The organism is Agrobacterium tumefaciens str. B6 (assembly GCF_001541315.1).
GTDB lineage: Bacteria > Pseudomonadota > Alphaproteobacteria > Rhizobiales > Rhizobiaceae > Agrobacterium > Agrobacterium radiobacter.
In genome coordinates this window covers 119,653-142,528 of sequence record NZ_LMVK01000005.1, presented here as the reverse complement: position 1 = coordinate 142,528, position 22,876 = coordinate 119,653, and the positions used below count along the sequence as shown (strand labels likewise).

At 60.2% G+C, this 22,876-nt stretch carries 24 protein-coding genes; 16 read left to right on the top strand and 8 right to left on the bottom strand.

What is annotated here, in order from left to right; translation table 11 throughout:
• Positions 1-201 precede the first annotated feature (201 nt).
• The gene (locus ASB65_RS06515; protein ID WP_026363425.1) at positions 202-570 is read left to right on the top strand and encodes an ArsR/SmtB family transcription factor; all 369 of its coding nucleotides are present in this window, start codon (positions 202-204) and stop codon (positions 568-570) included.
• Complete coding sequence (locus ASB65_RS06510) at positions 563-1,093, top strand: SRPBCC family protein (RefSeq protein ID WP_003507564.1); 531 nt, start codon at positions 563-565, stop codon at positions 1,091-1,093. The genes ASB65_RS06515 and ASB65_RS06510 overlap by 8 nt, the downstream gene beginning before the upstream one ends.
• Positions 1,094-1,245: 152 nt before the next feature.
• Here the strand turns inward: ASB65_RS06510 and ASB65_RS06505 are convergent, their stop codons facing one another.
• Complete coding sequence (locus tag ASB65_RS06505; protein ID WP_060723381.1) at positions 1,246-2,091, bottom strand: aldo/keto reductase; 846 nt, start codon at positions 2,089-2,091, stop codon at positions 1,246-1,248.
• Between the two features lie 164 nt (positions 2,092-2,255).
• Here ASB65_RS06505 and ASB65_RS06500 point away from each other — a divergent pair, with 164 nt between their 5' ends.
• Positions 2,256-2,849, top strand: coding sequence for a LysE family translocator (locus tag ASB65_RS06500; protein WP_026363426.1), 594 nt, complete (start codon positions 2,256-2,258; stop codon positions 2,847-2,849).
• Positions 2,850-2,855: 6 nt separating this feature from the next.
• Here ASB65_RS06500 and ASB65_RS06495 read toward each other — a convergent pair whose 3' ends face one another.
• The 3 genes from ASB65_RS06495 to ASB65_RS06485 are packed head-to-tail and all read right to left on the bottom strand — an operon-like array spanning position 2,856 to position 4,562.
• On the bottom strand, positions 2,856-3,644 hold the full coding sequence (locus ASB65_RS06495) for an anti-sigma factor family protein (protein ID WP_060723380.1): 789 nt from the start codon (positions 3,642-3,644) through the stop codon (positions 2,856-2,858).
• Complete coding sequence (locus ASB65_RS06490; RefSeq protein ID WP_060723379.1) at positions 3,641-4,198, bottom strand: RNA polymerase sigma factor; 558 nt, start codon at positions 4,196-4,198, stop codon at positions 3,641-3,643. The genes ASB65_RS06495 and ASB65_RS06490 overlap by 4 nt, the downstream gene beginning before the upstream one ends.
• Positions 4,182-4,562, bottom strand: a complete 381-nt coding sequence (locus ASB65_RS06485) for a hypothetical protein (protein WP_077998921.1) — start codon at positions 4,560-4,562, stop codon at positions 4,182-4,184. Before ASB65_RS06485 ends, ASB65_RS06490 begins: the two co-directional genes overlap by 17 nt.
• A gap of 133 nt (positions 4,563-4,695) precedes the next feature.
• Here ASB65_RS06485 and ASB65_RS06480 point away from each other — a divergent pair, with 133 nt between their 5' ends.
• The 3 genes from ASB65_RS06480 (at position 4,696) to ASB65_RS06470 (ending at position 6,741) form a co-directional block, all read left to right on the top strand.
• Entirely contained in the window at positions 4,696-5,055 is a 360-nt protein-coding gene (locus ASB65_RS06480) for an ArsR/SmtB family transcription factor (RefSeq protein ID WP_003507570.1), read from the top strand.
• Entirely contained in the window at positions 5,052-5,534 is a 483-nt protein-coding gene (locus ASB65_RS06475; protein ID WP_060723378.1) for an SRPBCC family protein, read from the top strand. Before ASB65_RS06480 ends, ASB65_RS06475 begins: the two co-directional genes overlap by 4 nt.
• Before the next feature lie 79 nt (positions 5,535-5,613).
• Positions 5,614-6,741 carry an ATP-dependent DNA helicase gene (locus ASB65_RS06470; RefSeq protein ID WP_003507572.1) on the top strand — a complete coding sequence of 376 codons (1,128 nt, stop codon included), beginning with the start codon at positions 5,614-5,616 and terminating at the stop codon, positions 6,739-6,741.
• Between the two features lie 6 nt (positions 6,742-6,747).
• On the opposite strand, the gene ASB65_RS06465 is transcribed toward ASB65_RS06470, so the two are convergent.
• Positions 6,748-7,446, bottom strand: a complete 699-nt coding sequence (locus ASB65_RS06465; RefSeq protein ID WP_060723385.1) for a MerR family transcriptional regulator — start codon at positions 7,444-7,446, stop codon at positions 6,748-6,750.
• A 235-nt stretch (positions 7,447-7,681) separates the two neighbouring features.
• Between ASB65_RS06465 and ASB65_RS06460 the strand changes: the two genes are divergently transcribed.
• Both ASB65_RS06460 and ASB65_RS06455 read left to right on the top strand, forming a co-directional pair.
• A complete protein-coding gene (locus ASB65_RS06460) occupies positions 7,682-8,437 on the top strand; it encodes a pyridoxine 5'-phosphate synthase (RefSeq protein ID WP_003507574.1) in 756 nt (251 codons plus the stop codon).
• A 71-nt stretch (positions 8,438-8,508) separates the two neighbouring features.
• The gene (locus ASB65_RS06455; protein WP_060723377.1) at positions 8,509-9,774 is read left to right on the top strand and encodes an NAD(P)/FAD-dependent oxidoreductase; all 1,266 of its coding nucleotides are present in this window, start codon (positions 8,509-8,511) and stop codon (positions 9,772-9,774) included.
• 230 nt (positions 9,775-10,004) lie between these two features.
• Here ASB65_RS06455 and ASB65_RS06450 read toward each other — a convergent pair whose 3' ends face one another.
• Positions 10,005-11,051 carry an NAD(P)-dependent alcohol dehydrogenase gene (locus ASB65_RS06450; protein ID WP_060723376.1) on the bottom strand — a complete coding sequence of 349 codons (1,047 nt, stop codon included), beginning with the start codon at positions 11,049-11,051 and terminating at the stop codon, positions 10,005-10,007.
• Between the two features lie 193 nt (positions 11,052-11,244).
• On the opposite strand from ASB65_RS06450, the gene ASB65_RS06445 reads away from it, so the two are divergent.
• The 3 genes from ASB65_RS06445 (at position 11,245) to ilvC (ending at position 14,278) form a co-directional block, all read left to right on the top strand.
• A complete protein-coding gene (locus ASB65_RS06445; RefSeq protein WP_060723375.1) occupies positions 11,245-12,153 on the top strand; it encodes an AraC family transcriptional regulator in 909 nt (302 codons plus the stop codon).
• A 402-nt stretch (positions 12,154-12,555) separates the two neighbouring features.
• Positions 12,556-13,209: a TetR/AcrR family transcriptional regulator gene (locus ASB65_RS06440; protein ID WP_060723374.1), complete on the top strand. Its 654-nt coding sequence runs from the start codon at positions 12,556-12,558 to the stop codon at positions 13,207-13,209.
• Positions 13,210-13,258: 49 nt separating this feature from the next.
• Positions 13,259-14,278, top strand: coding sequence for a ketol-acid reductoisomerase (gene ilvC, locus ASB65_RS06435; protein WP_060723373.1), 1,020 nt, complete (start codon positions 13,259-13,261; stop codon positions 14,276-14,278).
• Positions 14,279-14,359: 81 nt separating this feature from the next.
• Here ilvC and ASB65_RS06430 read toward each other — a convergent pair whose 3' ends face one another.
• Positions 14,360-15,391: an endonuclease/exonuclease/phosphatase family protein gene (locus ASB65_RS06430; protein WP_060723372.1), complete on the bottom strand. Its 1,032-nt coding sequence runs from the start codon at positions 15,389-15,391 to the stop codon at positions 14,360-14,362.
• A gap of 107 nt (positions 15,392-15,498) precedes the next feature.
• Positions 15,499-15,951: an RbsD/FucU family protein gene (locus ASB65_RS06425; RefSeq protein WP_060723371.1), complete on the bottom strand. Its 453-nt coding sequence runs from the start codon at positions 15,949-15,951 to the stop codon at positions 15,499-15,501.
• 273 nt (positions 15,952-16,224) lie between these two features.
• Between ASB65_RS06425 and ASB65_RS06420 the strand changes: the two genes are divergently transcribed.
• The 5 genes from ASB65_RS06420 to ASB65_RS06400 all read left to right on the top strand — a co-directional run bounded on the left by ASB65_RS06420 (position 16,225) and on the right by ASB65_RS06400 (position 22,874).
• Positions 16,225-17,469 carry a PLP-dependent aminotransferase family protein gene (locus ASB65_RS06420; RefSeq protein ID WP_060723370.1) on the top strand — a complete coding sequence of 415 codons (1,245 nt, stop codon included), beginning with the start codon at positions 16,225-16,227 and terminating at the stop codon, positions 17,467-17,469.
• Between the two features lie 327 nt (positions 17,470-17,796).
• The gene (locus tag ASB65_RS06415) at positions 17,797-18,780 is read left to right on the top strand and encodes an ABC transporter substrate-binding protein (RefSeq protein ID WP_060723369.1); all 984 of its coding nucleotides are present in this window, start codon (positions 17,797-17,799) and stop codon (positions 18,778-18,780) included.
• Between the two features lie 9 nt (positions 18,781-18,789).
• Entirely contained in the window at positions 18,790-20,484 is a 1,695-nt protein-coding gene (locus ASB65_RS06410; RefSeq protein WP_060723368.1) for an ABC transporter permease, read from the top strand.
• Positions 20,472-21,497: an ABC transporter ATP-binding protein gene (locus ASB65_RS06405; RefSeq protein ID WP_060723367.1), complete on the top strand. Its 1,026-nt coding sequence runs from the start codon at positions 20,472-20,474 to the stop codon at positions 21,495-21,497. Before ASB65_RS06410 ends, ASB65_RS06405 begins: the two co-directional genes overlap by 13 nt.
• Before the next feature lie 267 nt (positions 21,498-21,764).
• Positions 21,765-22,874: an endonuclease/exonuclease/phosphatase family protein gene (locus ASB65_RS06400; RefSeq protein WP_003507596.1), complete on the top strand. Its 1,110-nt coding sequence runs from the start codon at positions 21,765-21,767 to the stop codon at positions 22,872-22,874.
• Positions 22,875-22,876 lie beyond the last annotated feature (2 nt).

The window sequence follows — 22,876 nt, the reverse complement described above, 5'->3', positions numbered from 1 at the left end:
TATGGGGCTCTGAACGTGCGGATGTCCATCTTGGCCATGGGAGTTACCCATGAGACCGTATACGTTGACGCAGACTGATCAGAACACCGTATAATCCTCTTGCAGACGGGCGGGCCATACGTTTTTTATGGCGTTGTTCCGCTCGATCCAACATTCAACCGTATGGTTGACTTTCTGGATCGGCAGTCTATATTCAACAACATGGTTGAATTATCTGCTTCACATCTCGACACCGTCTTTCATGCTCTTGGCGATGCCACGCGACGCACGATGCTGCGTGATCTGTCCCGCGGCGAGCGCACGGTAAGCCAGCTGGCCCAGCCGTTCGACATATCGCTCGCTGCGGCTTCAAAGCACATCAAGGCGCTGGAAAATGCCGGGCTCATCCGCCGTGAGGTGAGGGGGCGCACCCATGTCTGCCGCCTTTCGCCGGAACGGTTGGCGGAAGCGCATGAATGGCTGGATTTCTACCGGCAGTTCTGGGGCAGTCGCCTCGATATTCTTGAGCAGATGCTCAGGGAGGATGATCAGGGAAAAATCCCTGCAGATGGAGGAAATGACAATGGCTGATATTGCAATGCCTGACGCCTATGGCCGTCTCGTCGAGCCGACGACCCTGAAGATCGAACGGCTGCTGCCGGGACCGATCGACCGGGTCTGGGCCTATCTGACACAAAGTGAACTTCGCCGCCGCTGGCTGGCGTCCGGTGAAATGCGGCTTGCGCCGGATGCGCCGTTCGAACTGGTGTGGCGCAACGATGAGCTTTCCGATCCGCCGGGCCGGCGCCCGGAAGGCTTTTCCGAAGAAGACCGTATGGCCTCCCGCATCATTACCGTGGTTCCACCGCACCGTCTCGTCTTTAGTTGGGGCGAAGGTGGCGAGGTCTCGATCGAACTTCAGGCTCTTGGCAAGGATGTGCTGCTGACGCTGGTTCATCGCCGGCTTGCCGACAGGAGGACGAGGCTTGACGTCAGCGCTGGCTGGCATGTGCATCTCGACATTCTCGCCGCCCGTCTTCAGGAGAAGGAGCCGGGGCCGTTCTGGGATACATGGCTGGGACTGAAAGAAGAATATGAGCGGCGTATACCGTAACGGAGCGGTGCTTTTTGGACACAACGGCGCGGCTTTCCGCGCCGTTTTTTTCAAGTGCGGCCTGCCGTGGCGGTGGCACAATTGCTTTGCTCACATTCCGATTCAACTGCCTGATCGACAGATTCCGGACAGTCTCTTAACGTACTGTTATATCAAAGCATTTCCAGCGCGGTTCTGCGCGTCGGTGGCGGGAAGGCGGCATCGAGCGCCGCCCAGTCTTCATCGGTTATTTCAAGATCCGTCGCACCGCGGTTTTCCTCGACCCGCGCGATGCTGGCGGATTTCGGAATGGCGATGACGCCGTCCCTTTCCAGCAGAAAGGCGAGCGCCAGCTGGGCCGGGGTTGCCTGATAGGCCTTGGCGATGCGGATGAGTTCATGGTTCTTCAAAATGCGGCCCTGTTCGATCGGGGAATAGGCCATCAGCGGCACGCCATGCTCCTGGCACCACGGCAGCAGTGAAAACTCCGGCCCGCGTCGGGACAGGTTGTATAGCACCTGATTGGCGGCGCAGTTCTTGCCGTCAGGAACCGCGAAAAGCTCCTCCATGTCGTCGCTGTCGAAATTGGAGACGCCCCAGTCGCCGATCTTGCCGTCGCGCTTCAGCCTTTCGAAAGCCGCCACGGTTTCTGCAAGCGGGTGCTCGCCACGCCAGTGCAGCAAATAGAGGTCGATATGGTCGGTGCCGAGCCTTGCAAGGCTGCGCTCGCAGGCCTCCGCCGTGCCTCTTTCGCTGGCGTTCCAGGGATAGACCTTGCTGACCAGAAACACGTCCTGTCGACGGCCGGCGATGGCCGCGCCGACCACCTCTTCCGATCTGCCGTCCGCATACATTTCCGCCGTGTCGACCAGCGTCATGCCGAGATCGATCGCCTTGCGGATGCTTTCGACCTCCTGCGGCGCGGATGATCGCGTCTCCCCCATGTTCCAGGTGCCGAGGCCAAGGGCCGGAACCTCTTTTCCTGATGGCAGGGTGACGGAAGGAATGTCGTCATACATGGGTTCGCTCCAGCGATTGGTGATTGGACAATAGCCCTTTGTTCCGACTTCTCAAACCCGGCATGGAAAGTATTGATCCATCAAAAAAATTGACCGCGCCCATCGATCCGGCGGGGTGGCTTGATGATGGTCCGACGGATAGGGTTTCTGCTCAAGGAGAAATCATGACTGCCGAAACCTTTGTCGCGCTGGTGCTGTTTGCCTTCACCACCTCCATCACGCCAGGCCCGAACAATATGATGCTGTTTGCGTCAGGGGTGAACTTCGGTTTCCGCCGTACCATCCCGCACATGCTGGGCATCGGCGCGGGGTTCCTGTCGCTGCTGATCGGGGTCGGCTTCGGTCTCGGCGCATTGCTGCATTCGGTGCCCGTTCTTTACACCGGCCTGAAATTCGCAGGTGGTCTATATCTCGTCTGGATTGCATGGAAGATCGGTACTTCCCGCAGCCTTAGCGAAGGTTCTGCCGCGTCGGCGCCGATGAGTTTCATTGCAGCCGCCGCCTTTCAGTGGGTCAATCCCAAGGCCTGGGTGATGGCGGTGACGGCGATGGCGACCTATACGGATGAGCGGCAATATTTCTTCACCGTCCTTGTCGTCGGCGTGGCCTTCGCCGCGGTCAATCTTCCCAGCGTTTCGACCTGGGCCGGCTTCGGCTCCGCCTTGCGCGACTGGCTCGCTGTGCCGGTCCGGCTCAAATGGTTCAATATCACCATGGCCGTGCTTCTCGTCATCAGCCTCTGGCCGATGTTGAAATAACAGCCCTCACGTCGGAAACTGCCGGTAACATTCCTCGGCGATCGCCTGCACCTCGTCGCGCGTCAGTTCGGCGGACACGGCGTAACCCAGTTCGTTGTCGATCCAGTAGAAGGTCTCGATACCGTCGGCGCTGGCCATGCGGAAGCTGGTGGTGCGGTTTTCCTCGTTGTGGCCGATCAGCACCGTCACCCTGCGGCCGGTCTTGTCCTGATACATCAGCATCGCGCCCGGCTTGCCGCTGACGGGGATAAGACGCCCGCCGACGAGGTCATATCCGATCTTCGAGAGATCGGGGATGGTGAAGGGGTAGCCGAGCCGCTTGCCGAGCCATGTCGCGAGATGCTGCTGCTCTCCGGCGCCGACTTCAACGGGATGGCGCACCTCGCTCGCATAGATGAGATAGGCGGATTTCGCCTGTGCCGGAATATCCGTCGTCAGCGACGCCAGAGTCACGTCCTGCGGCGTGGAAAAAGACGGCGGCAGAAGCCTGCCGGCCGCAGCACCCGCCACGAAGATCAAAAGCGCGGCCGCTGTTTGCAGGAGAACCGGTTTTGCCCGCCATGCGCGCTCCCTCTTTTGCGGGCTGAGCATCGATGCGTCATGCGGATGTGCAGCGGCATAGGAGGCGAAGGCATTGCGCAGAATATCGGCCTGTTTTCTCCATTCCTCCACGCGGGCCTGCTCTTCCGGCCTTTCCGCCAGCCAGGCCTCGACAGCCGCGCGGTCGTCGTCGGAAAGAAGTCCGTCGACATAGGCGTGCAGGTCGTCTTCGGTTATGGCGTCGGGCCGTTTCATCGTGGTCTCCGCAGGGGTATGATATTATCCGCCGCCAGGTGCTGGCGAAGGGTTTCGCGGGCGCGGGACAGTCTGGACATGACGGTGCCGAGCGGGATCGATAGTGTCTCGGCCGCCTCCTGATAGCTGTAGCCCTCCACCGTCACCAGCATCAGCACCGCGCGCATGTCGGACGAAAGAAGGGCGAGCGCGCCGTGCAGGCGGTCATTCTCCAGCGTGTCGGAGAGCGTCTCCGCGCCGGCGATGGTCTCATGGCCGTCGAGGCTTTCGGACGGGTGACGTTTCTCGGCGCGGTGGCGGTTACGATAAAGATTCGTCATTATCGTGTAAGCCCATGTTTTTAAACCTGTTCCGCGCCATTGCCTTTGATTGGCCAGCGCCTTTTCCACGCAGTCCTGCAAGAGGTCCTCGCCATCGGCGTCAGAACGGGAAAGGCTGCGGGAATAACGGCGCAGCATGGGTATCAGCGCCAGCATCTCCGTTTCGAAGCTGCCGGCTGCGGGGGAATGGTTCCCCCGCTTTTCGCCATTCATGCCATCAGGGTTTTGCGGCATCCCATACACCGTTCACACCATCACCGGTGGCATCGCCCTTCTTGGTATCCTTGACCCAGTAATAAAGCGGCATGCCATCCTTTGCCCACTGCATCTTGCCATCCTTGCGCTTCACGAGGGAATAGGCGCCCTCGGCCTTGTCGCTGGCGGCTGCGAAAAACGGCGGCCAGTTTACCGCGCATTTGTCATAACAATTGGATACGCCCTTCTTGTCGTTCTTGAAAGTGTAGAGCGTCATGCCTTTTTCGCCCGCCAGCACGTCGCCTTTGGCGGTCTTGACCGTTTCGACCGCAGGGGCGGCATAGGCCGTTCCGGCAAAAGCCAGAACGAGGGCGGGAACGATAAAGCGGATCTTCATGGACATATCCTCCTTGGTTCGGGCGGCCTCTGCCGCCAGCACATCAAGAGACACCGCAACCTGACGAATTATTCCCTGTCTCGACGCATTTTTTAAACTTATCCATTGAGCTAAGTTTCTTGATGTGATAGTTAGCCTTATGGAAAACTATTCAGATGCACTCAACGATATCTTCCAGTCTCTTGCCGATCCGACCCGCAGGGCGGTGATCCTGAGGCTGGGCGGCGGGGAGGCGAGCATCGGAACGCTGGCCGAACCCTTCGACATGGCCCTGCCATCCTTCATGAAACATATCCGCCAACTGGAAGAGGCGGGGCTGATCGTGACGCGCAAGCAGGGGCGTGTCCGGTTCTGCTCCCTGGAGAAGCAGCGGTTTTCCATGCTCGATGGCTGGCTTTCGCAACAGCGCGCCATCTGGGAAGGCCGCACCGACCGGCTCGAACAGTTTGTCATGGCACAACAGGACAGGATGTCCAGCAAAGGGGAGAATGACCGATGACCGACACTTTCAATCCCGATCTCGACCTGAAGATTTCACGCATCATAAGGGCGCCGCGCCGGCTCGTCTGGAATGCCTGGACGGACAGGACCAGTCTTGAACAGTGGTGGGTTCCGCATCCCGGCCAATGCCGTGTCGATAAAATGGAGCTTCATCCCGGCGGTGCCTTCGAAACGCGGTATAGCGAGGATGGCGCGGCCTTCGGTCCGCATGTCAAAGGATGTTTTCTGGCGGTGGATCATGAGGAGCGTCTGGTTTTCACCGATGCGCTGACCGCGGGTTTTCGCCCCTCCGCCCAGCCGTTCCTCACGGCCGTGATGACGTTTCGCGATCATCCCGAAGGCATGGAATATGTGGCTTACGCCATGCACAACAATCTTGAGGATCGCAACAGGCACGCGGAGATGGGGTTCTTCGATGGCTGGAATACGGTTGCGGAGCAATTGGCGGCGCTCGTTGAGAAGCAGGCGGCCCATTGAGGCCGTCATTCTCGTCAGGCGATTCATCTTTCGTTCTTTTTCTGTTGCGCACCACGCTCGAATCCTGCGATGAGGGCGCATGTTATTTTCACCGCAACAGGACGAAGCGCTCAAGGCTGTTTCCCGCTGGCTGAAGGAAGGCCGCACACCGGTTTTCCGGCTGTTCGGTTATGCCGGAACGGGCAAGACGACGCTTGCCAAGCATTTCGCGGAAAATGTCGATGGCGAGGTGCTGTTTGCGGCCTTCACCGGTAAGGCGGCGCAGGTGCTGCGTTCGCGTGGTGCAACCAATGCCCGCACCATCCATTCGCTGATCTACCGCCCGCGCGGTGAAGAAACTGTCGAAGACGAGGAAACCGGCAAGACCTCGATTGCGCCGATGTTCTCCATCAACCGCCAGAGCCCGCTCGCCAAGGCGGCGCTCATCATCATCGATGAATGTTCGATGGTGGACGAGCAGCTCGGCAAGGACCTGATGAGCTTCGGCACGCCGATCCTCGTGCTCGGCGATCCCGGCCAGCTGCCGCCGGTTTCGGGCGGCGGCTTCTTTACCGAGCAGGAGCCGGATTATCTGCTCTCGGAGATTCATCGGCAGGCCAAGGACAATCCGATCATCCATCTTGCCATGGATGTGCGGGAAGGCCGGGAAATCATGCGCGGCGATTATGGTTCCGCGCAGGTGATTTCCAAGTCGGAGGTGACGCAGTCGCTGGTGCTCGATGCCGATCAGGTACTCGTCGGCACCAACCGTACCCGCCGTCGCTATAATCAGCGGCTTCGCGAGCTGAAGGGTTTTACCGCCGATTACCCGCAATCCGGCGACAAGCTGGTCTGCCTCCGGAATGATCCCGCCAAGGGCCTGCTGAACGGCTCGCTCTGGCAGGTGATGAGTTCTTCGCGCGAAACGGTGAAGCCCGGCATCAACCTGATGATCCGGCCCGAAGACGACGATATGGATCGCGGTGCGGCCAAGATCAAATTGCTGAAGGCGGCCTTCGAGGATGTGGAGACGGAAATTCCGTGGTCCACGCGCAAGCGTTATGACGAGTTCGATTTCGGCTATGCGCTGACCGTGCACAAGGCGCAGGGTTCGCAGTGGAATAACGTGGTTCTCTTCGACGAGAGCTATGCCTTCCGGGACTCGCGCGAGAGGTGGCTCTACACCGCCATCACCCGTGCGGCAGAGACCCTGACAATCGTTCGCTGATCGTGATCAGGCGCGGATGACGCCGAGAAGAACCGCCTTGGCGACCGCCTGAAAACGGTTGCTGGCATTGAACTTGCCGATGATCTTTGCCTCGAGAACATTGAGATCGGTGCCCGAAAGACCAAGGGCGCGGGCGAGGCGCACCGGCGCATAACCCTCCGCCATCAGTTCCAGACATTTTCGCTCGGTGTCGGTAAGGGCGATGTCCTTTGCCGGCGCCCGTTCCGCGCCATCCATGCCGTCCGCTTCCGCGTCGGCGACCAGCAACTCCTCGATCTGCTGGGCCTGGCGCTGAAGGGTGGAAAGCTCGGCCGTCAATTCCCGCTTCCGCTGCCGCAGCGCGGCGTGGAATATGTCGTCCGCCTCGCCCTGCGAGAGCGAACGGACGAATTTTTCCATGATCTCGGTAATGGCGGCGACGGAAATACCCACTTCGCGGCAGACGTTGATGACCGCCATGCGCTGGACGTTGCGGTGGGTATAGACCCGCATCTGGCCGACGCGTCTGGAGGTCAGCAGCGCCTTTTCCTCGTAGAAATGCAGCGTCCGGTGAGTTACCCCGAAGATATTGGCCATGTCGGCGATGGGGACGGGTTCTGCGGGCAGGGAGGAGGGCAGGCTTACATCCGGTAGAAAGCTGCTGATCCTTAGATTGGGTTTGTCCTCATCGCCGTGACTTTCGAACGGCATCCGGCCATCCTGCATTGTCTCCCCCTTCGCGCTCTTTGACAGTGTGCCTGCCTTTTTAAAGGTGTCCGTTGCTTGTTCCCCCAAGACGGACATATTTTCCGATCAAGACCTCATGCCAAACGCTACATCAGAACCGTAACGTGTATTGCCTATTTTCGTTCCCGCAATAATAAAAAATTTGCCGGCCTCCTTGCGATTGGCCTCAACCTGCGTGAAACAGGATGTCAATTCCGAACCGGAGCCCGATGCCATGCCCGCAAAACTTTCTGTCAATCTGAACGCAATTGCCATGTTACGCAACCGTCGCGATCTTCCGTGGCCGGATGTCGCGCATTTCGGGCATATTGCATTGGAGACGGGGGCAAGCGGGCTGACTGTACACCCGCGGCCGGACCAGCGCCATATCCGCTTTTCCGATCTGCCGGTGCTGCGTGCGCTGATCGACGATCGTTTCCCCGCCGCGGAATTCAACATCGAAGGTTATCCGACCGAGGATTTCCTTGTCCTTTGCGAGAAAACGCAGCCGGAACAGGTGACGCTGGTGCCTGATGACCCGTCGCAGGCGACGTCCGACCACGGCTGGGATTTCCGCAAGCATGGCGTTTTCCTGAAGGAAGTGGTGGGACGCCTGAAGGCTGGCGGCATGCGCGTCTCGCTTTTTGCCGATGGCGATGGCGAGCGCGAGCCGGTGGAGCGGGCGGCCGAAACGGGGGCGGCGCGTATCGAACTCTACACCGGCCCCTATGGCGGCTGCTTTGACGATCCGCAAAAGGGCGACGCGCTTCTTGAAAAGCTCGGACAGACGGCGGACCATGCTGCGGCGCTCGGGCTTGCCGTCAATGCCGGCCATGACCTGACCGTCGAAAACCTGCCAAAGCTGATGAAACGTATCCCTTATCTGGCCGAGGTTTCCATCGGTCACGGGCTGACGGCGGATGCGCTGGAATATGGCATGGCTGAAACAGTCCGGCGTTTTTGCCGTGCCTGCGGTCAGGCTATTTCATAACCGAAGTCAATTTTTTTGCCTATAGTTAGCTGGCGCATGCTCCGTGCGCGAGCTTTTGAAGGCAGAGACATATGCAAGAACATCATGTTGTCGTCGTGGGTGGAGGCTTCGGCGGTTTGCAACTGGTACACGGGCTGGAGGGGGCCCCTGTCCGTATTACATTGATAGATCGTCGTAATCATCACCTGTTCCAGCCATTGCTTTATCAGGTTGCGACGACGGCTCTCGCGACATCCGAAATCGCCTGGCCGATCCGCCATCTCTACCGCGACCGCAAGGAGGTCACGACCCTGCTTGCGGAGGTGAATGGCATAGATCGGGCCGCGCGGACCGTGCATTTGAGTTCGGGTCAGGTGATCGGCTTCGATACGCTGGTGCTGGCCACCGGCGCGCGCCACGCCTATTTTGGCCGTGACGAGTGGGAGCGCTCCGCCCCCGGCCTCAAGACGCTTGAAGATGCAACGACAATCCGCCGCCGCCTGCTGCTGGCCTTCGAACGGGCCGAACTGGCGACCAGTGAAGAGGAGCGGCAGGCGCTGCTGACCTTCGTCATCATCGGGGCGGGCCCGACGGGCGTGGAAATGGCAGGCATGATCGCCGAGCTGGCCCACAAGGCGCTGCCGCCGGAATTCCGCAATGTGGATACCCGAAAGACCCGGGTGTTGCTCGTAGAGGCCGGCCCTCGCGTCCTGCCGGTCTTTACGGAAGATCTTTCAGCCTATGCCAAAGAGGCGCTCGAAAAGCTCGGCGTCGAGGTTCTGCTCGGAACACCCGTGACGGCCTGCAGCGACGAGGGTGTGACGGTGGGCGAGACCTATTATCCCTGCCGCACCGTTGTCTGGGCCGCCGGCGTGCAGGCATCGCCCGCTGCGAAGTGGCTCAATGCCGCCGCCGACCGGGCGGGACGCGCCATTGTTGGGCCTCATCTCAATCTGGAAGATGATGCTGACATCTTCGTCATCGGTGATACGGCCGCCGTCAATCAGGAGAACGGCAAGCCGGTGCCGGGCATTGCGCCTGCGGCAAAACAACAGGGCGCTTATGTGGCAAAGGTCATCAAGGCGCGGCTTGACGGCAAGCCATTGCCTGCACCCTTCCGCTACAGCCATCAGGGCAATCTGGCGACCATCGGCAAACGCGCGGCGGTGATCGATTTCGGTCGGTTCAAGCTCAAGGGCGTGCTCGCGTGGTGGATCTGGGGGCTTGCCCACATCTACTTCCTGATCGGAACGCGTTCGCGGCTGGCGGTGGCATGGAGCTGGCTGTGGATCTATTTAAGCGGCCAGCACAGTGCGCGGCTGATTACCCAGAAAGAGACGCTGAAGGATGAGGCGTGAGGGGCCAGCGGATAAAAGGAAAGGGCGGGAAGCATGGCTTCCCGCCCTTGTGTTTATGGTAGGCGCGCCAAATCACTCCTCCGTCATGCCGGACTTGATCCGGCATCCAGCCGACGCGCGTCCGCGCGGCGAGAAGAGTCTTTTCAGCCCAAGGACTTGGGCTGGCTGGACCCCGGATCTTGTCCGGGGTGACGGCGTGCGGATGTGGCGCGTTTATCCCAATCCAACGATCAAGCGTCGAGCGATGCCATGTCGATGACGAAGCGATAACGCACGTCGCTCTTCAGCACGCGCTCATAGGCTTCGTTGACATCCTGGATGTTGATCGTCTCGATTTCCGAGACGATGTCATGCTCGCCGCAGAAATCCAGCATTTCCTGGGTTTCCTTGATCGAGCCGATCATCGAGCCGGAGAGGTTCTTCGCACCGATGATGAGCGAGAAGGCGTGGACCGGGATCGCATGTTCCGGTGCACCGACCACGACCATGCTGCCCTTGGGCTTCAGGAGGCCGAGATAGGCGTTCCAGTCGATGGCGACGCCAGCCGTGCAGATGATCAGGTCGAAGGTGCCGGCCAGCTTCTCGAAGGTCGAGGCGTCGCTGGTGGCGTAATAGTCCTTCGCGCCGAGCTTCAGGCCGTCTTCCTTCTTCGACAGTGTCTGGGAAAGAACGGTGACATCCGCGCCCATGGCCGCACCGAGCTTGACGCCCATGTGGCCAAGGCCGCCCATGCCGACAATCGCGACCTTCTGGCCGGGACCGGCGTTCCAGCGGCGCAGCGGCGAATAAAGCGTGATGCCGGCGCAGAGAAGCGGTGCGGAAGCATCGAGCGGCAGGTTGTCCGGGATCGACAGGACATAACCTTCCTTGACGACGATCGAGTCGGAATAACCGCCATGGGTGGCTGTCTTCGTGAAGGGATCGACGTCGTTATAGGTCTGGACGAGGCCGGGCATGTAGTGTTCGTTGTCGAGATCGCGGGTGGCGCAGCCGACGCAGGAATCGACGAAGCAGCCGACGCCGACGTGGTCGCCGACCTTGAACTTCGTGACCTTGGAGCCGACGGCTTTCACGACACCGGCAATCTCATGGCCGGGAACGATCGGATAGACGGCGTTCTTCCACTCGTTGCGGACGGTGTGGATGTCCGAGTGGCAGATGCCGGCATATTTGATGTCGATGACGACGTCGTCATCGTTCGGCTCGCGGCGTTCGAAGGTGAACGGGGTAAGCGGCTTTGACGCGTCGGTCGCAGCGTAACCTCTTGCTATAGCCATCTGAATATCCTTTCGGGGGTGGGGAAGTGACGGCGGAATATGCGACGGAAGCTTGGGAAGGCGTTAGAGCGATCCTCCAGCCTTTTTGCACGATCCTGCAAAAATATGCGGGCGTGCTCTTTGCGCGGGCCGGGAGGCTTTCTAGATAAATGACATCCGCTGCATTTCCTCCTTCAGTTAAGGGAATTCCCCTATGTCCTTGCCGTTTAATCTCTATCAGGAGATCGCCTCCATCGCCGCGCGATATGCCACAAGCGACGGCGAGGTGCAGACGGCGATCGAATCTCTCGGCATCAGCCGACGCACGACGCCCAGCGCGCCGTGCCACGGCAGCTACCGCCCCTGTTTCGCACTGGTGATCCAGGGATCGAAAAGCGTCCAGCTGGGAACGGACACCATCAATTACGGTGCGGGCGACTATCTCCTGACATCGCTTGACCTGCCGGTTGCCTGGCGCGTGGTGGAGGCGAGCAAGGAGGTTCCGCATTTTTGCATCGCGCTTGCGATCGATAGTGAAAAGCTGCTCGATCTCATGCGGCGCGTGCCTATCGACCCGCCTGCGGAGCCGGCGAACGCGCAGCGCGGCATCGTCGTCAATGCCGCCACGCCGGAGCTGCTCGATGCGGCCATCCGGCTGATGCGCCTGCTCGACCGCCCGGTGGACATTGCGGCAATGGCGCCGCTGATCGAGCAGGAAATCCTCTACCGCATCCTGACCGGACCGGCGGGGGGGCAGCTGATGAACAACATCGCGGCCGGCCGCCCCCGCCACCGGGTCGCCCGCGCCATTGCCTGGCTGCGCGAGAAATTCGCGCGCCCGCAGCGCGTCGAGGGTCTTGCGGGGCATATCGGCATGAGCGTGTCCTCCTTCCATCATCATTTCAAAACGATCACGGCCATGACGCCGGTTCAGTACCAGAAGCAATTGCGCCTGCATGAGGCGCGCCGGCTGATGCTGCTGGAGCGGCTGGATGCGGGCACTGCCGGACATCGCGTCGGTTACCAGAGCCCTTCGCAGTTCAGCCGTGAATATAGTCGCTTTTACGGGTTGTCGCCGTCGCGGGATATCGATGCCTCGCGTGAGATCAGCGTGGCTGGGTAGGTTGGGAGGTTCTGCGTCGGTTAGTGGATTGATGGTGGGTGTGGCTATACCCCCCTCTGCCCTGCCGGGCATCTCCCCCTCAAGGGGGGAGATCGACTCGTGGTTGGGTCTCGCCCATCTCAACGTTTGCGAATGGAGCGCTGGTAGGGCCTCCTGCCGATCTCCCCCCTTGAGGGGGAGATGCCCGGCAGGGCAGAGGGGGGTATAGCCACACCCGTCATCGATCCGCCATCAACACAAAACTTCCTGGTAAAGCTCCCAGGCCGGCATTCACGCTTCACCGCACCGCGTCAATTCTCATTCTCCCCGAAGAATCCGCTTGACCCCAACGCTGCCTCCGCTTAAATGGCGCTCGAACCGTACCGTACGGTACATTAATCGAGCCCCTGGAGTGGAAAAGACTTGGCTTCCGACCCGATCACAGCGCAGGAATTTTCGCCGCGCCAGAACGCCGTTCTGGATCAGGCATTGCGTCTATTGGTCGAAGGCGGCGAGAAAGCGCTCACCACATCCGGGCTGGCGCGTGCGGCCAACTGTTCCAAGGAAAGCCTCTACAAGTGGTTCGGTGATCGTGATGGCCTGCTGGCGGCGATGATCACCTTCCAGCAGAGCAAGGTTCGCACCTTCGAGAAGGCGGGCGACCGCGTGTCTGCGCCGCAGCTTGCCGATCACCTCGAGGTTTTCGCGCATGATCTGCTTGATGTGCTGGCGGGCGACGTGTCGCTGGCGCTCAACCGTCTGGCGATAGGGCAGGCGAGCCGTGACGGTTCGAAGCTCGGCGATCTGCTGCTGGAACGCGGCCGTCGCCAGATCGACCGCCGCGCCCGCGGGCTGATCGAGGCGGGGCGCCGGTCGGGGTACCTGCGTTTCGATGATGCCGAGGAGGCATATCGCAGTTTTTACGGTCTCATCGTTTCGGGTCTGCATGTGCGCATGCTGCTGGGCGAGGCGCCGGACAAGGATTTTTCCGCCCGGGCGAAGAAGGCGGTCGTCGCCTTTCTGACCCTCTACGGCACGGAAAAGGTACATTCGGAACTCAGCGGCAAACCCGCCTGAGATTCCGGTTCAGACAACTGAGAGACAAGCATTAGGGAAGGACCATAAAATGCGCGTTTATTATGATCGTGATGCCGATCTCAATCTCATCAAGTCCAAGAATGTCGTCATCGTCGGTTACGGCTCCCAGGGCCGCGCCCATGCGCTGAACCTCAAGGATTCCGGCGCCAAGAACGTCGTCATCGCTCTGAAGGCCGGTTCGCCGACCGTCAAGAAGGCCGAAGCCGACGGCTTCAAGGTCATGACCGTTGCCGAAGCCGCCAAGTGGGGCGACCTCCTGATGATGGCAACGCCGGACGAACTCCAGGCTGACATCTACAACGCCGACATCGCCGGCAACATCCGTGATGGCGCAGCGATCGCTTTCGCACACGGCCTCAACGTTCACTTCGGCCTCATCGAGCCGAAGGCATCGCTCGACGTCGTCATGATCGCACCGAAGGGCCCCGGCCACACGGTTCGCGGCGAATACCAGAAGGGCGGCGGCGTTCCCTGCCTCGTTGCCGTTCACCAGAACGCTTCGGGCAATGCGCTTGAACTCGCTCTCTCCTACGCCTGCGGCGTTGGCGGCGGCCGTTCGGGCATCATCGAAACCAACTTCAAGGAAGAGTGCGAAACCGACCTCTTCGGCGAACAGGTCGTTCTCTGCGGCGGTCTCGTCGAACTCATCCGCGCTGGTTTCGAAACCCTGGTCGAAGCCGGTTACGCACCGGAAATGGCCTATTTCGAGTGCCTGCACGAAGTGAAGCTGATCGTTGACCTGATCTATGAAGGCGGCATCGCCAACATGAATTACTCGATCTCCAACACGGCCGAGTGGGGCGAATACGTCACCGGTCCGCGCATCATCACTGCCGACACCAAGGCTGAAATGAAGCGCGTTCTGCACGACATCCAGACCGGCAAGTTCACCTCCGAGTGGATGCAGGAATGGAAGGCTGGCGGCGCACGCTTCAAGGGCATTCGTCGCAACAACGACGCCCACCAGATCGAAGAAGTCGGCGCAAAGCTGCGCGGCATGATGCCCTGGATCGGCAAGAACAAGCTGGTCGACAAGGCTGTCAACTAAGCTTCATTGCTGGTGGAAGATTGGAAGGCCGGGGCGAAAGCTCCGGCCTTTTCTGTATTGTCCGGCTGAGAGGGCTCCCGGTCACACGATCGCGTCGTCTTCCTCGATAACCACCGAAACCGGGAAGTGATCGGAAAATCCGCCGAGATTGACGTTTTTGACCGCATCGCCTTTCGAAAGACCGAAGCGGATCGGTCCCTCGTTCTTGCTATGGCTGACCATGGCGGCAATCGCTTCGATTTTCGCGGTTTCCTCGTGCACCTTGAAGCCGCTGCTGCCGCTCAGAAGTGATCGGGAGACGAGGATCTGATCGAAGATATTGGCATCTCCGTTAAAATAGAGCGTGCCGTAGATCGTTCTTGCCGTGCCGACGGAATCCACCACCGGCTGGCGCAGATAATTCCAGGTGAGATTGTAGAACATGGCCGATTGCGAGCTTTCGACATCGTCGCGCTCGCGGGTGGAATTGGCGTGATAGCGCAGCGATGCATCGGAAGGGTCGTCGTTGAAATCGCCGAAAGCGATGACGGCGATGTCGTTGCCTTTCTCTTCCCTGATCCGCTGGTGCCAGTAACCCAGCGTTTCACCGGCGGTCATGCGAAAACCGGCGCTTTCCACCGCGCCGCCCGAGCGCGGCGGCCAGTGATTGGAGAGCGCGATAAGCTGGCGGCCGCCCTTGGTGATGAAGGTGCATTGGGTAATGTCGCGTGTGCCGGTGCGGCGCATCACGAAATGGCTGAAAATCTCGTTTTCGTTGATCAGCAGCTTTTTGCTGTCGTAGATGAAGGCGGTGTCGATGCCGCGCTGGTCCTTGCTGGAATCGGCGTGCACGACGCGATAGGCGCGGGCGGGCATGAGGTCGTTCAGATGTTCCGCCAGCGTCTCCAGCACGAAACGGTTCTCGACTTCGCACACACCGAGCAGATCCGGTCCCGCACCGCCGATCTGACTTATGATCAGACCGAGCTGCCTGACCTTGGTCCTGAACAGGTCCTCTGTCCAGCCTTTCAGATCGTTCTTCAGCCGCTCGGCAATCCACGGCTCGCGCGCCGGATAGCCCTCCGGCGCAAACAGGTTTTCGACATTCCAGAACGCCAGGACATATTGGGTCATGATCCGCACACCTCCGGTTGGTTTTTCAAGCCTAGTGGAAGTTTTTGCCACAACAACTTGAAATTGTCATGAAGGCTGGCGGCTGGCGAAATTCCCCGTTCCCGGCCTTATTCGCCCGGCGGGATGACACCCTTGGTCAAAATGAAGCAGCCATAAAAGCGTGTCTCACCCGTGGTGATGACGCAATAGGCTTTTTTTGCCTGTTCGTAGAAGGCAAAGCGTTCAATGCCGTACATGGGGGCGGATTTTCCTTCCGCCGCGTCGATTTCTTTCTGCACCTCGGCCTGCACCGGCTCCAGCTGATCGGGCGCGCCCATCACTTCCATGCGGCCGACCGAGGGCTGCAGCGGCGTGTCGAGCGGCAGGACGGACAGGATGGCTTTCATGGCGCGGGCTGCAGAGACATTGTCGATATGCAGCACCTTGCCGACAGTCGTCTGGCGGGCAACCGAATCGGAAGGGAAGTTGGTGTCGGAGATCACCAGCGTATCGCCGTGACCCATGGCGCGCAGCGCGTGCAGAACGTCGGCGTTCAGCGCCGGGTCGATATTTTTCAGCATGTCGTCAAACTCCCATGATGCTTTCGCCGCGTTGCGGCGCGCGCGCAATCCAGCCGGAAAACCATGTCGCGTCAATCGCAAAGGTGTGATTGTGAAGCTTTGCGCAAGGGTGTATTTGGCTTTGTCCGCAAAATCGGGCCTCAGGAGGGGTCGGTTGCGGGCAATGTGCAGGGAGGCAGAAATAATTCGAAAAACTGATAAGTCAGTATTGCTGACGTATCGACATTTCTGTAAAGATGCACGCATAAAAACGACACAAGAGGAAACGTACCCATGCTTGATTGGGAACAAATTTTCGCCACGCGCTCTTCGCGCATGAAAGCGTCTGAAATCCGCGAGCTGCTGAAGCTGCTCGAGCAGCCCGATATCATCTCCTTTGCCGGCGGCATTCCGGACCCGGCTCTTTTCCCCGCAGAGGAATTCCAGCAGGCTTACGCGGAAATTTTTTCCGGCGCGCAGGTCAATGCAGCGCTGCAATATTCTGTGAGTGAAGGCTACAAGCCGCTGCGCGAGTGGCTGGCGGGCGAGATGGCCGAGATCGGCATCGAATGCACTGCCGATAACGTCTTCATCGTTTCCGGTTCGCAGCAGGGTCTCGATTATCTCGGTAAGCTGTTCCTGTCGCCCAAGGATACGGCGCTGGTGACCTGGCCGACCTATCTCGGCGCCCTTTCCGCCTTCAACGCCTATGAGCCGAATTACGACCAGCTGAACCCCGGCGGCAACCGCACGCCCGAGGCATACCGCGAAACCGCGGCCAAGCTCGGCGGCGCGGTGAAGTTCGCTTATCTCTCGGCCGATTTCTCCAATCCGACCGGGGAAACCGTCGATCTGGTCGACCGCGAAAAGGTTCTGGCGCTGGCCGACGAGCTTGATATCGCCGTCATCGAAGACGCCGCTTACCAGTCGCTGCGTTACGATGGCGAGGCTGTTCCGCCGATCATGGCGCTCGATATCGCCCGCTCGGGCGGCATCGAGAATACCCGCACCATCTATTGCGGCAGTTTCTCCAAGACGCTCGCACCCGGCCTTCGCGTCGGCTACATCGTCGCGTCTGCGCCTGTTATCCGCAAGCTGGTGCTGATGAAGCAGGCCGCCGACCTGCATTCCTCGACAATCAACCAGATCGCCATCGAACGGGTCGCCTCGCGCGGCTTCGACAAACAGGTTGCCAAGATCAAGGCTGCTTACAGCGCGCGACGTGATGCGATGCTGGCCGCACTCGACAAATATATGCCGAAGGGCACGCGCTGGACCAAGCCCGAGGGTGGCATGTTCATCTGGGTTACCTTGCCGGAAGGCATGGATGGCGCCGCACTTCTGGCGAAGTCCATCGCCACGGAAAAGGTCGCCTTCGTTCCTGGCCGCGCTTTCTTCGCGGATGGTTCCGGCACGAATACGCTGCGTATCAGCTTCTCCTGCGCCAATGAGGCGATGATCGAGGAAGGCATGAAGCGGCTTGGGCGGTTGATCGCGACCGCGCAGGCAACTACGGGCGAGGTGGTTCCGGCGATTTGAGTGACTTTCCGGCAGTTACAGAGGTTGCGGCTTCACCCCCCTCTGCCCTGCCGGGCATCTCCCCCTCAAGGGGGGAGATCGGCAAGACGCTCTCCTGCCACTTCATTCTAAAGCGTTGAGATAGGCGAAACCTTGCCGCAAATCGATCTCCCCCCTTGAGGGGGAGATGCCCGGCAGGGCAGAGGGGGGTAAGCCGCAAGCGCCAAGGAGCATTGTTACTCTCAATCCCGACGAACCCTAGGGATTACACCTCTAAAATCCTGCCTGTCACATACATGTTATGCAATCATGTTTTAGCGGTCCCACCGAACAACAGGGACTGGATCCATGAAAACGCTGCTCTCCGCTTTCACCGCCATCGTATCGCTCGGCTTCATCGCCACAGCCGCCAATGCCGCCGATCTGGTGCTTTATACCAGCCAGCCGAACGAGGACGCGCAGGCGACCGTTGATGGTTTCAAGGCCGCCAATCCGGGTCTCGAAGTTGAATGGGTGCGTGACGGGACGCCGAAGATCATGGCCAAGCTGATGGCCGAGATCAATGCCGGCAATCCGGTTGCCGACGTGCTGCTGATCGCCGACACGGTAACGCTGGAGCGCATGAAGCAGGCCGGCCAGCTTCTGGCTCACAAGTCTCCTGAAGCCAAGAATATCGATGCCTCGCTCTATGATGCGGATGGCTTCTATTATTCCACCAAGCTCATCACGACAGGCATCATGTATAATACCGCTGCCGCGATGAAGCCGACCAGCTGGAAGGATCTGGCGAAGGCGGAAGCCAAGGGTCTCGTGACGATGCCGAGCCCGCTGACCTCGGGTGCCGCGCTGATCCATGCGCAGACGATCGCCGCCGTTAAGGACCTCGGCTGGGATTATTACAAGCAGCTGAAGGCCAATGAAGCCATTGCCGGCGGCGGCAACGGCGCGGTCCTGAAGTCCGTCGCATCGGGCGAGAAGGCCTATGGCGTGGTTGTCGACTACATGCCGATCCGCGAAAAGGCCAAGGGCGCGCCGGTCGAGTTCGTCTTCCCGGAAGAAGGCGTTTCTGCTGTCACCGAGCCGGTCGCGATCATCAAGGGCACCAAGCACGAGGAAGCGGCGAAGAAGTTCGTTGACTACGTGCTTTCCGAAAAGGGCCAGCAGGGCTTCGTCAAGCTCGGTTACATTCCCGCGCGCGCCGACGCCGGCATGCCGGAAGGTTTCCCGGCCCGCGACAAGCTCAAGGTTCTGCCGCTCAACGCCGCCGATGCGTTGAAGAACTCCGAACAGGACCTGAAGACCTTCTCCGATATCTTCGGCTCCAAGGGCTGATAAAGCGGAATGACCCGTTCCAATGCCTATGGAAGCAGCCAGCCGCGCTGGCTGTTTCCTTTTGTGGTCAGCGTTGTTTTTGCGCTCAGCGCCCTGCCGCTCGGGCGGCTCGCCTATACCGGCATCATTTCGTCACTCAATGGTGACATATGGCGACTTCTGGCCGATCCGGCCCTGTGGGATGCGGCGCTGAACACGCTTTCCACCTCGTTTTTCGGCATGCTGATTTCGCTTGGCATCGGCGGCGCCTTTGCGCTTTCGCTGACGCTCTGCGACATACGCGGCAAGTCGATCTTGAGCTTCCTGTTCATGCTGCCGATGATGATCCCGCCGCAGGTGACGGCGCTGTCGTGGATCGGCATGACCGGCCCGTCAAGCACGCTGTTGAAGGCCATCGGCCTTGCGCCGGCAATGGGTTCGCCGCAGCCGCTTTATTCCACTGCCGGCATCGCGCTGTTGCTCGGCGTGCAGCATGCGCCGCTCGTCTATCTGTCGCTGCGCGCGGGCCTGCTGGTCTTGCCACAGGATGGTATCGAGGCCGCCAAGCTTTCGGGTGCTTCACCGCGCCGTGTGTTGTTCGATATCATCCTGCCGCTTTCGACACCGGGATTGATCGCCGGGGCGGCAATCTCATTCGTGTCCAATGTCGGCAATTTCGGCATTCCGGCGATCCTCGGCATTCCCGCCTCGATCTTTACCCTGCCGACGCTGATCTACAGCCGTTTCGCCAGTTTCGGCACCAGCACCTTCGGCGATATCGCCATTCTCTCCACCATGATCGCCATCATTTCCGTGGCCGGGCTTGCTTTGCAGGAACGGGCGATGAAGGGCAGGGACTATCGCATCATCGGCCTTTCCGGCAAGGCGGCGACTTTTGGGCTGGCGCGGTGGCGGGTGCCGGCGGAGCTTGCCCTGTGGCTCGTGTTGTTCTTCATGCTGGGGGCGCCGCTTGCGGCACTGGTGGCAAGTTCGCTCGCGCCCGCCTATGGCGTGCCGCTCAGCCTCAAGACCGCGACACTGCATGCCTATGAGGAACTGCTTTACCGGCAGAGCGTGACCCGCACGGCCTTCCGTAATTCGCTGTTTCTGGCGACTGCCACATCACTTTGCTTGCTGGCGGTGACGGTGCTGACGGCCTACTTCCTCGTGCGCGGCAAGAGCAGCTTCATGTTCCTGCTCTCGGCGCTGGTGGATATTCCCTATGCGCTTCCGGGCGTGGTTATTTCCGTTTCCTTCGTGCTGCTTTTCGCGGCCCCGATCCCGCTCCTCGGCGTGACGCTCTACGGCACGATCTGGATCATCCTGCTCGCCTATTTCTCCTCCTTCTTTGCGGTCAGCCTGAAACCGATGGTCAGCGCCTTCCTGCAATTCGATCCATCGCTGGAAGAGGCGGCGCGGCTGTCCGGCGCGGGTTTCTGGCGGCGGCTCAAGGATATAATCCTGCCGCTGGTCGGGCCGGCGGCAGGCGCTTCCGTCATTCTCGTTTTCCTGATCGCCTGCAATGAACTGACGGTCTCGGCGCTGCTGTGGTCGGCTGGCACGCAGACGCTCGGCGTCCTCATCTACAACCTCGATGACAGCGGCAGCTTCGATCTCGCCTCGGCGCTTTCGGTGCTCGTTGTCATCATGGTGATTTTTCTCATGCTGCTGCTCGAAATTCTGGGGCGCTATCTGCCGAAAGGAGTCGTCCCGTGGCGAAACTGATCCTCAACCGCCTGTCGAAAAGTTTTGGTGCGGGATCGAAGCCAGCCGTTGACGATGTGTCGCTGACGGTGCGTGATGGCGGTTTCCTGGCGCTGCTCGGACCTTCCGGTTGCGGCAAGACGACGGTGCTGCGCATGATCGCCGGGTTCGAACAGCCGACTGATGGTTCCGTCCTGCTCGGCGAGAGGGTGCTGGCCGATGCCGGCAGCATGGTGCCGTCGGAGCGGCGCAACATGGCGATGGTGTTCCAGTCCTATGCGCTGTGGCCGCATATGTCGGTCGCCGACAATGCCGGTTATCCCTTGAAGGTGCGCGGCATTTCGGGGGAGAAATATCGCGAGAAGGTGCGACAGGCGCTGACCGCCGTTCGCCTCGAAAGCTTTGCCGATCGCCGTCCCGCCGAATTGTCGGGTGGGCAGCGGCAGCGTGTGGCGCTCGCCCGCTGCCTCGTCACCGAGCCCGATGTGGTGCTGCTTGACGAACCGCTCGCCAATCTCGACCGCCATCTGCGGCAGGAGATGGAGGAGACTTTCCGCGAGTTTCACGCACGCTCCGGCGCGACGATGATCTATGTTACCCACGACCAGGCCGAAGCCATGGCGCTCGCAACTGATGTCGCGGTTATGTCGCATGGCAAGCTGCTGCAGGTCGCGCCGCCGGCGGAGCTTTATGCGCGGCCGGAGGGCAGGCTTGTCGGTTCTCTGGTGGGGCAGGGGGCGATCCTGACGGTGCCCTTGCGGGAAGGCGCTTCGCGGGATCTCGACTGGCCGGGGCTTCGTGCGGCGATGGAGAGCGGAGCAGCATCGCAGATGGATATTCTGGTGCGGCCGCAGGATGTGGTGCGGGATTCTGAGGGGATTACCTGCACCGTCACCTCGGTTCTTTACGAGGGCGAGCGTTATGCCCTGCGTCTCGATCTGCCGGACGGGCAGGCGATCAGGGCCTATTCACGGGAAGCGGTTGCGATCGGTGATCGGTTGCCGGTCGCCATTCGTGCAGCGTGGCGGCTTTAGCCTGAAAATGACGTCTCCTCATCCCTGTGCTTGTCACAGGGATCCAGCCAGCCCAAGTCTTTGGGCTGAAAGGACTCTCCCCGCCGCGCGGACGCGCATCGGCCGGATTCCTGTGACAAGCACAGGGATGAGGATGGATGATGTACTGGCGCACGGAGTCCTGACGGCACCTCTGTGGGCCAATCTGGTCAAACGCGATGTGTTTCAGGCTACTGGCGATGCGGTGCGACACCGGCTAAGGTTTCCCCGCAGCAATAGGATTGATTCATGTCGCTTCGACTTGCCACCTTCAATATCGAAAATCTCCTCACCCGTTTCGATTTCACCGGCTTTCGCAACCAGACGCGGCGCGACAGGGCGATCCAGCTTTTCGATATCAGGGATGAGGCAACCTATCAGGCGCTGGAAAGCGCGCGGATGGTCTCGTCCACCGACGATACGCGGCAGCTTTCGGCGCTCGCCATCGCCGATGCGGATGCCGACATTCTCTGTCTGCAGGAAGTCGACAACATGGCTGCGCTGCAGGCCTTCGAATATGGCTATCTCTACCGCATGGTCGGTAATGGCTACCTGCAGAAATATCTGGTCGAGGGTAATGATAGTCGCGGTATCGATGTCGCCGTCGTCATGCGCGAGGAAACGCGGGACGGCGACAAGATCGAGGTGGTCGACATCAAGAGCCATGCGGCGCTGACCTATCGCAATCTCGATCTTTTCAATCCTGCGCTGGCCGCGACCAACCAGATCGACGACAAGATTTTCAAACGGGATTGTCTGGAAATCGATTTGAGGATCGGCGGCAAACCGTTGACGCTCTACGTCACGCATTTCAAATCCATGACCAATTCCCGCGATCCGGTCGATGCGCGGCTTGCCACCATGCCTATCCGCGAGGCGGAGGCCATGGCCGTTCGCCGCATCATTGAAAACCGTTGGGGTGTCGGCAATAGCCGCAACAAGAACTTCGCGATCTGCGGTGATATGAACGACTATCAGGAGCGTATTGCGATTTCCGGCGACCGGCGCAGCGGCTACAGCTTTGCGCCGATCGAGGAGGAGCGCAGCGCGCTTGATGTTTTTACGGCCGATGATTTCGTGGTCAATCCGATGATGCGCCGTGACGTCATGGACCGCTGGACGCTTTATCATTCCCGCGGTCCTCAGGAGCAGCATCTGTGCCAGCTCGACTATATCTGGCTTTCGCCGCGTCTGGCGGAGACGAACGCCACGCATGTGCCCGAAATCATTCGCAATGGACAGCCTTTCCGGACGGTATTCCCGCCGGGGCAGGAGGTCGAACGTTATCCGCGCACCGGTTGGGATCGTCCGAAGGCTTCCGATCATTGCCCCGTGGTCATGACGCTGGATCTGATCTAGGC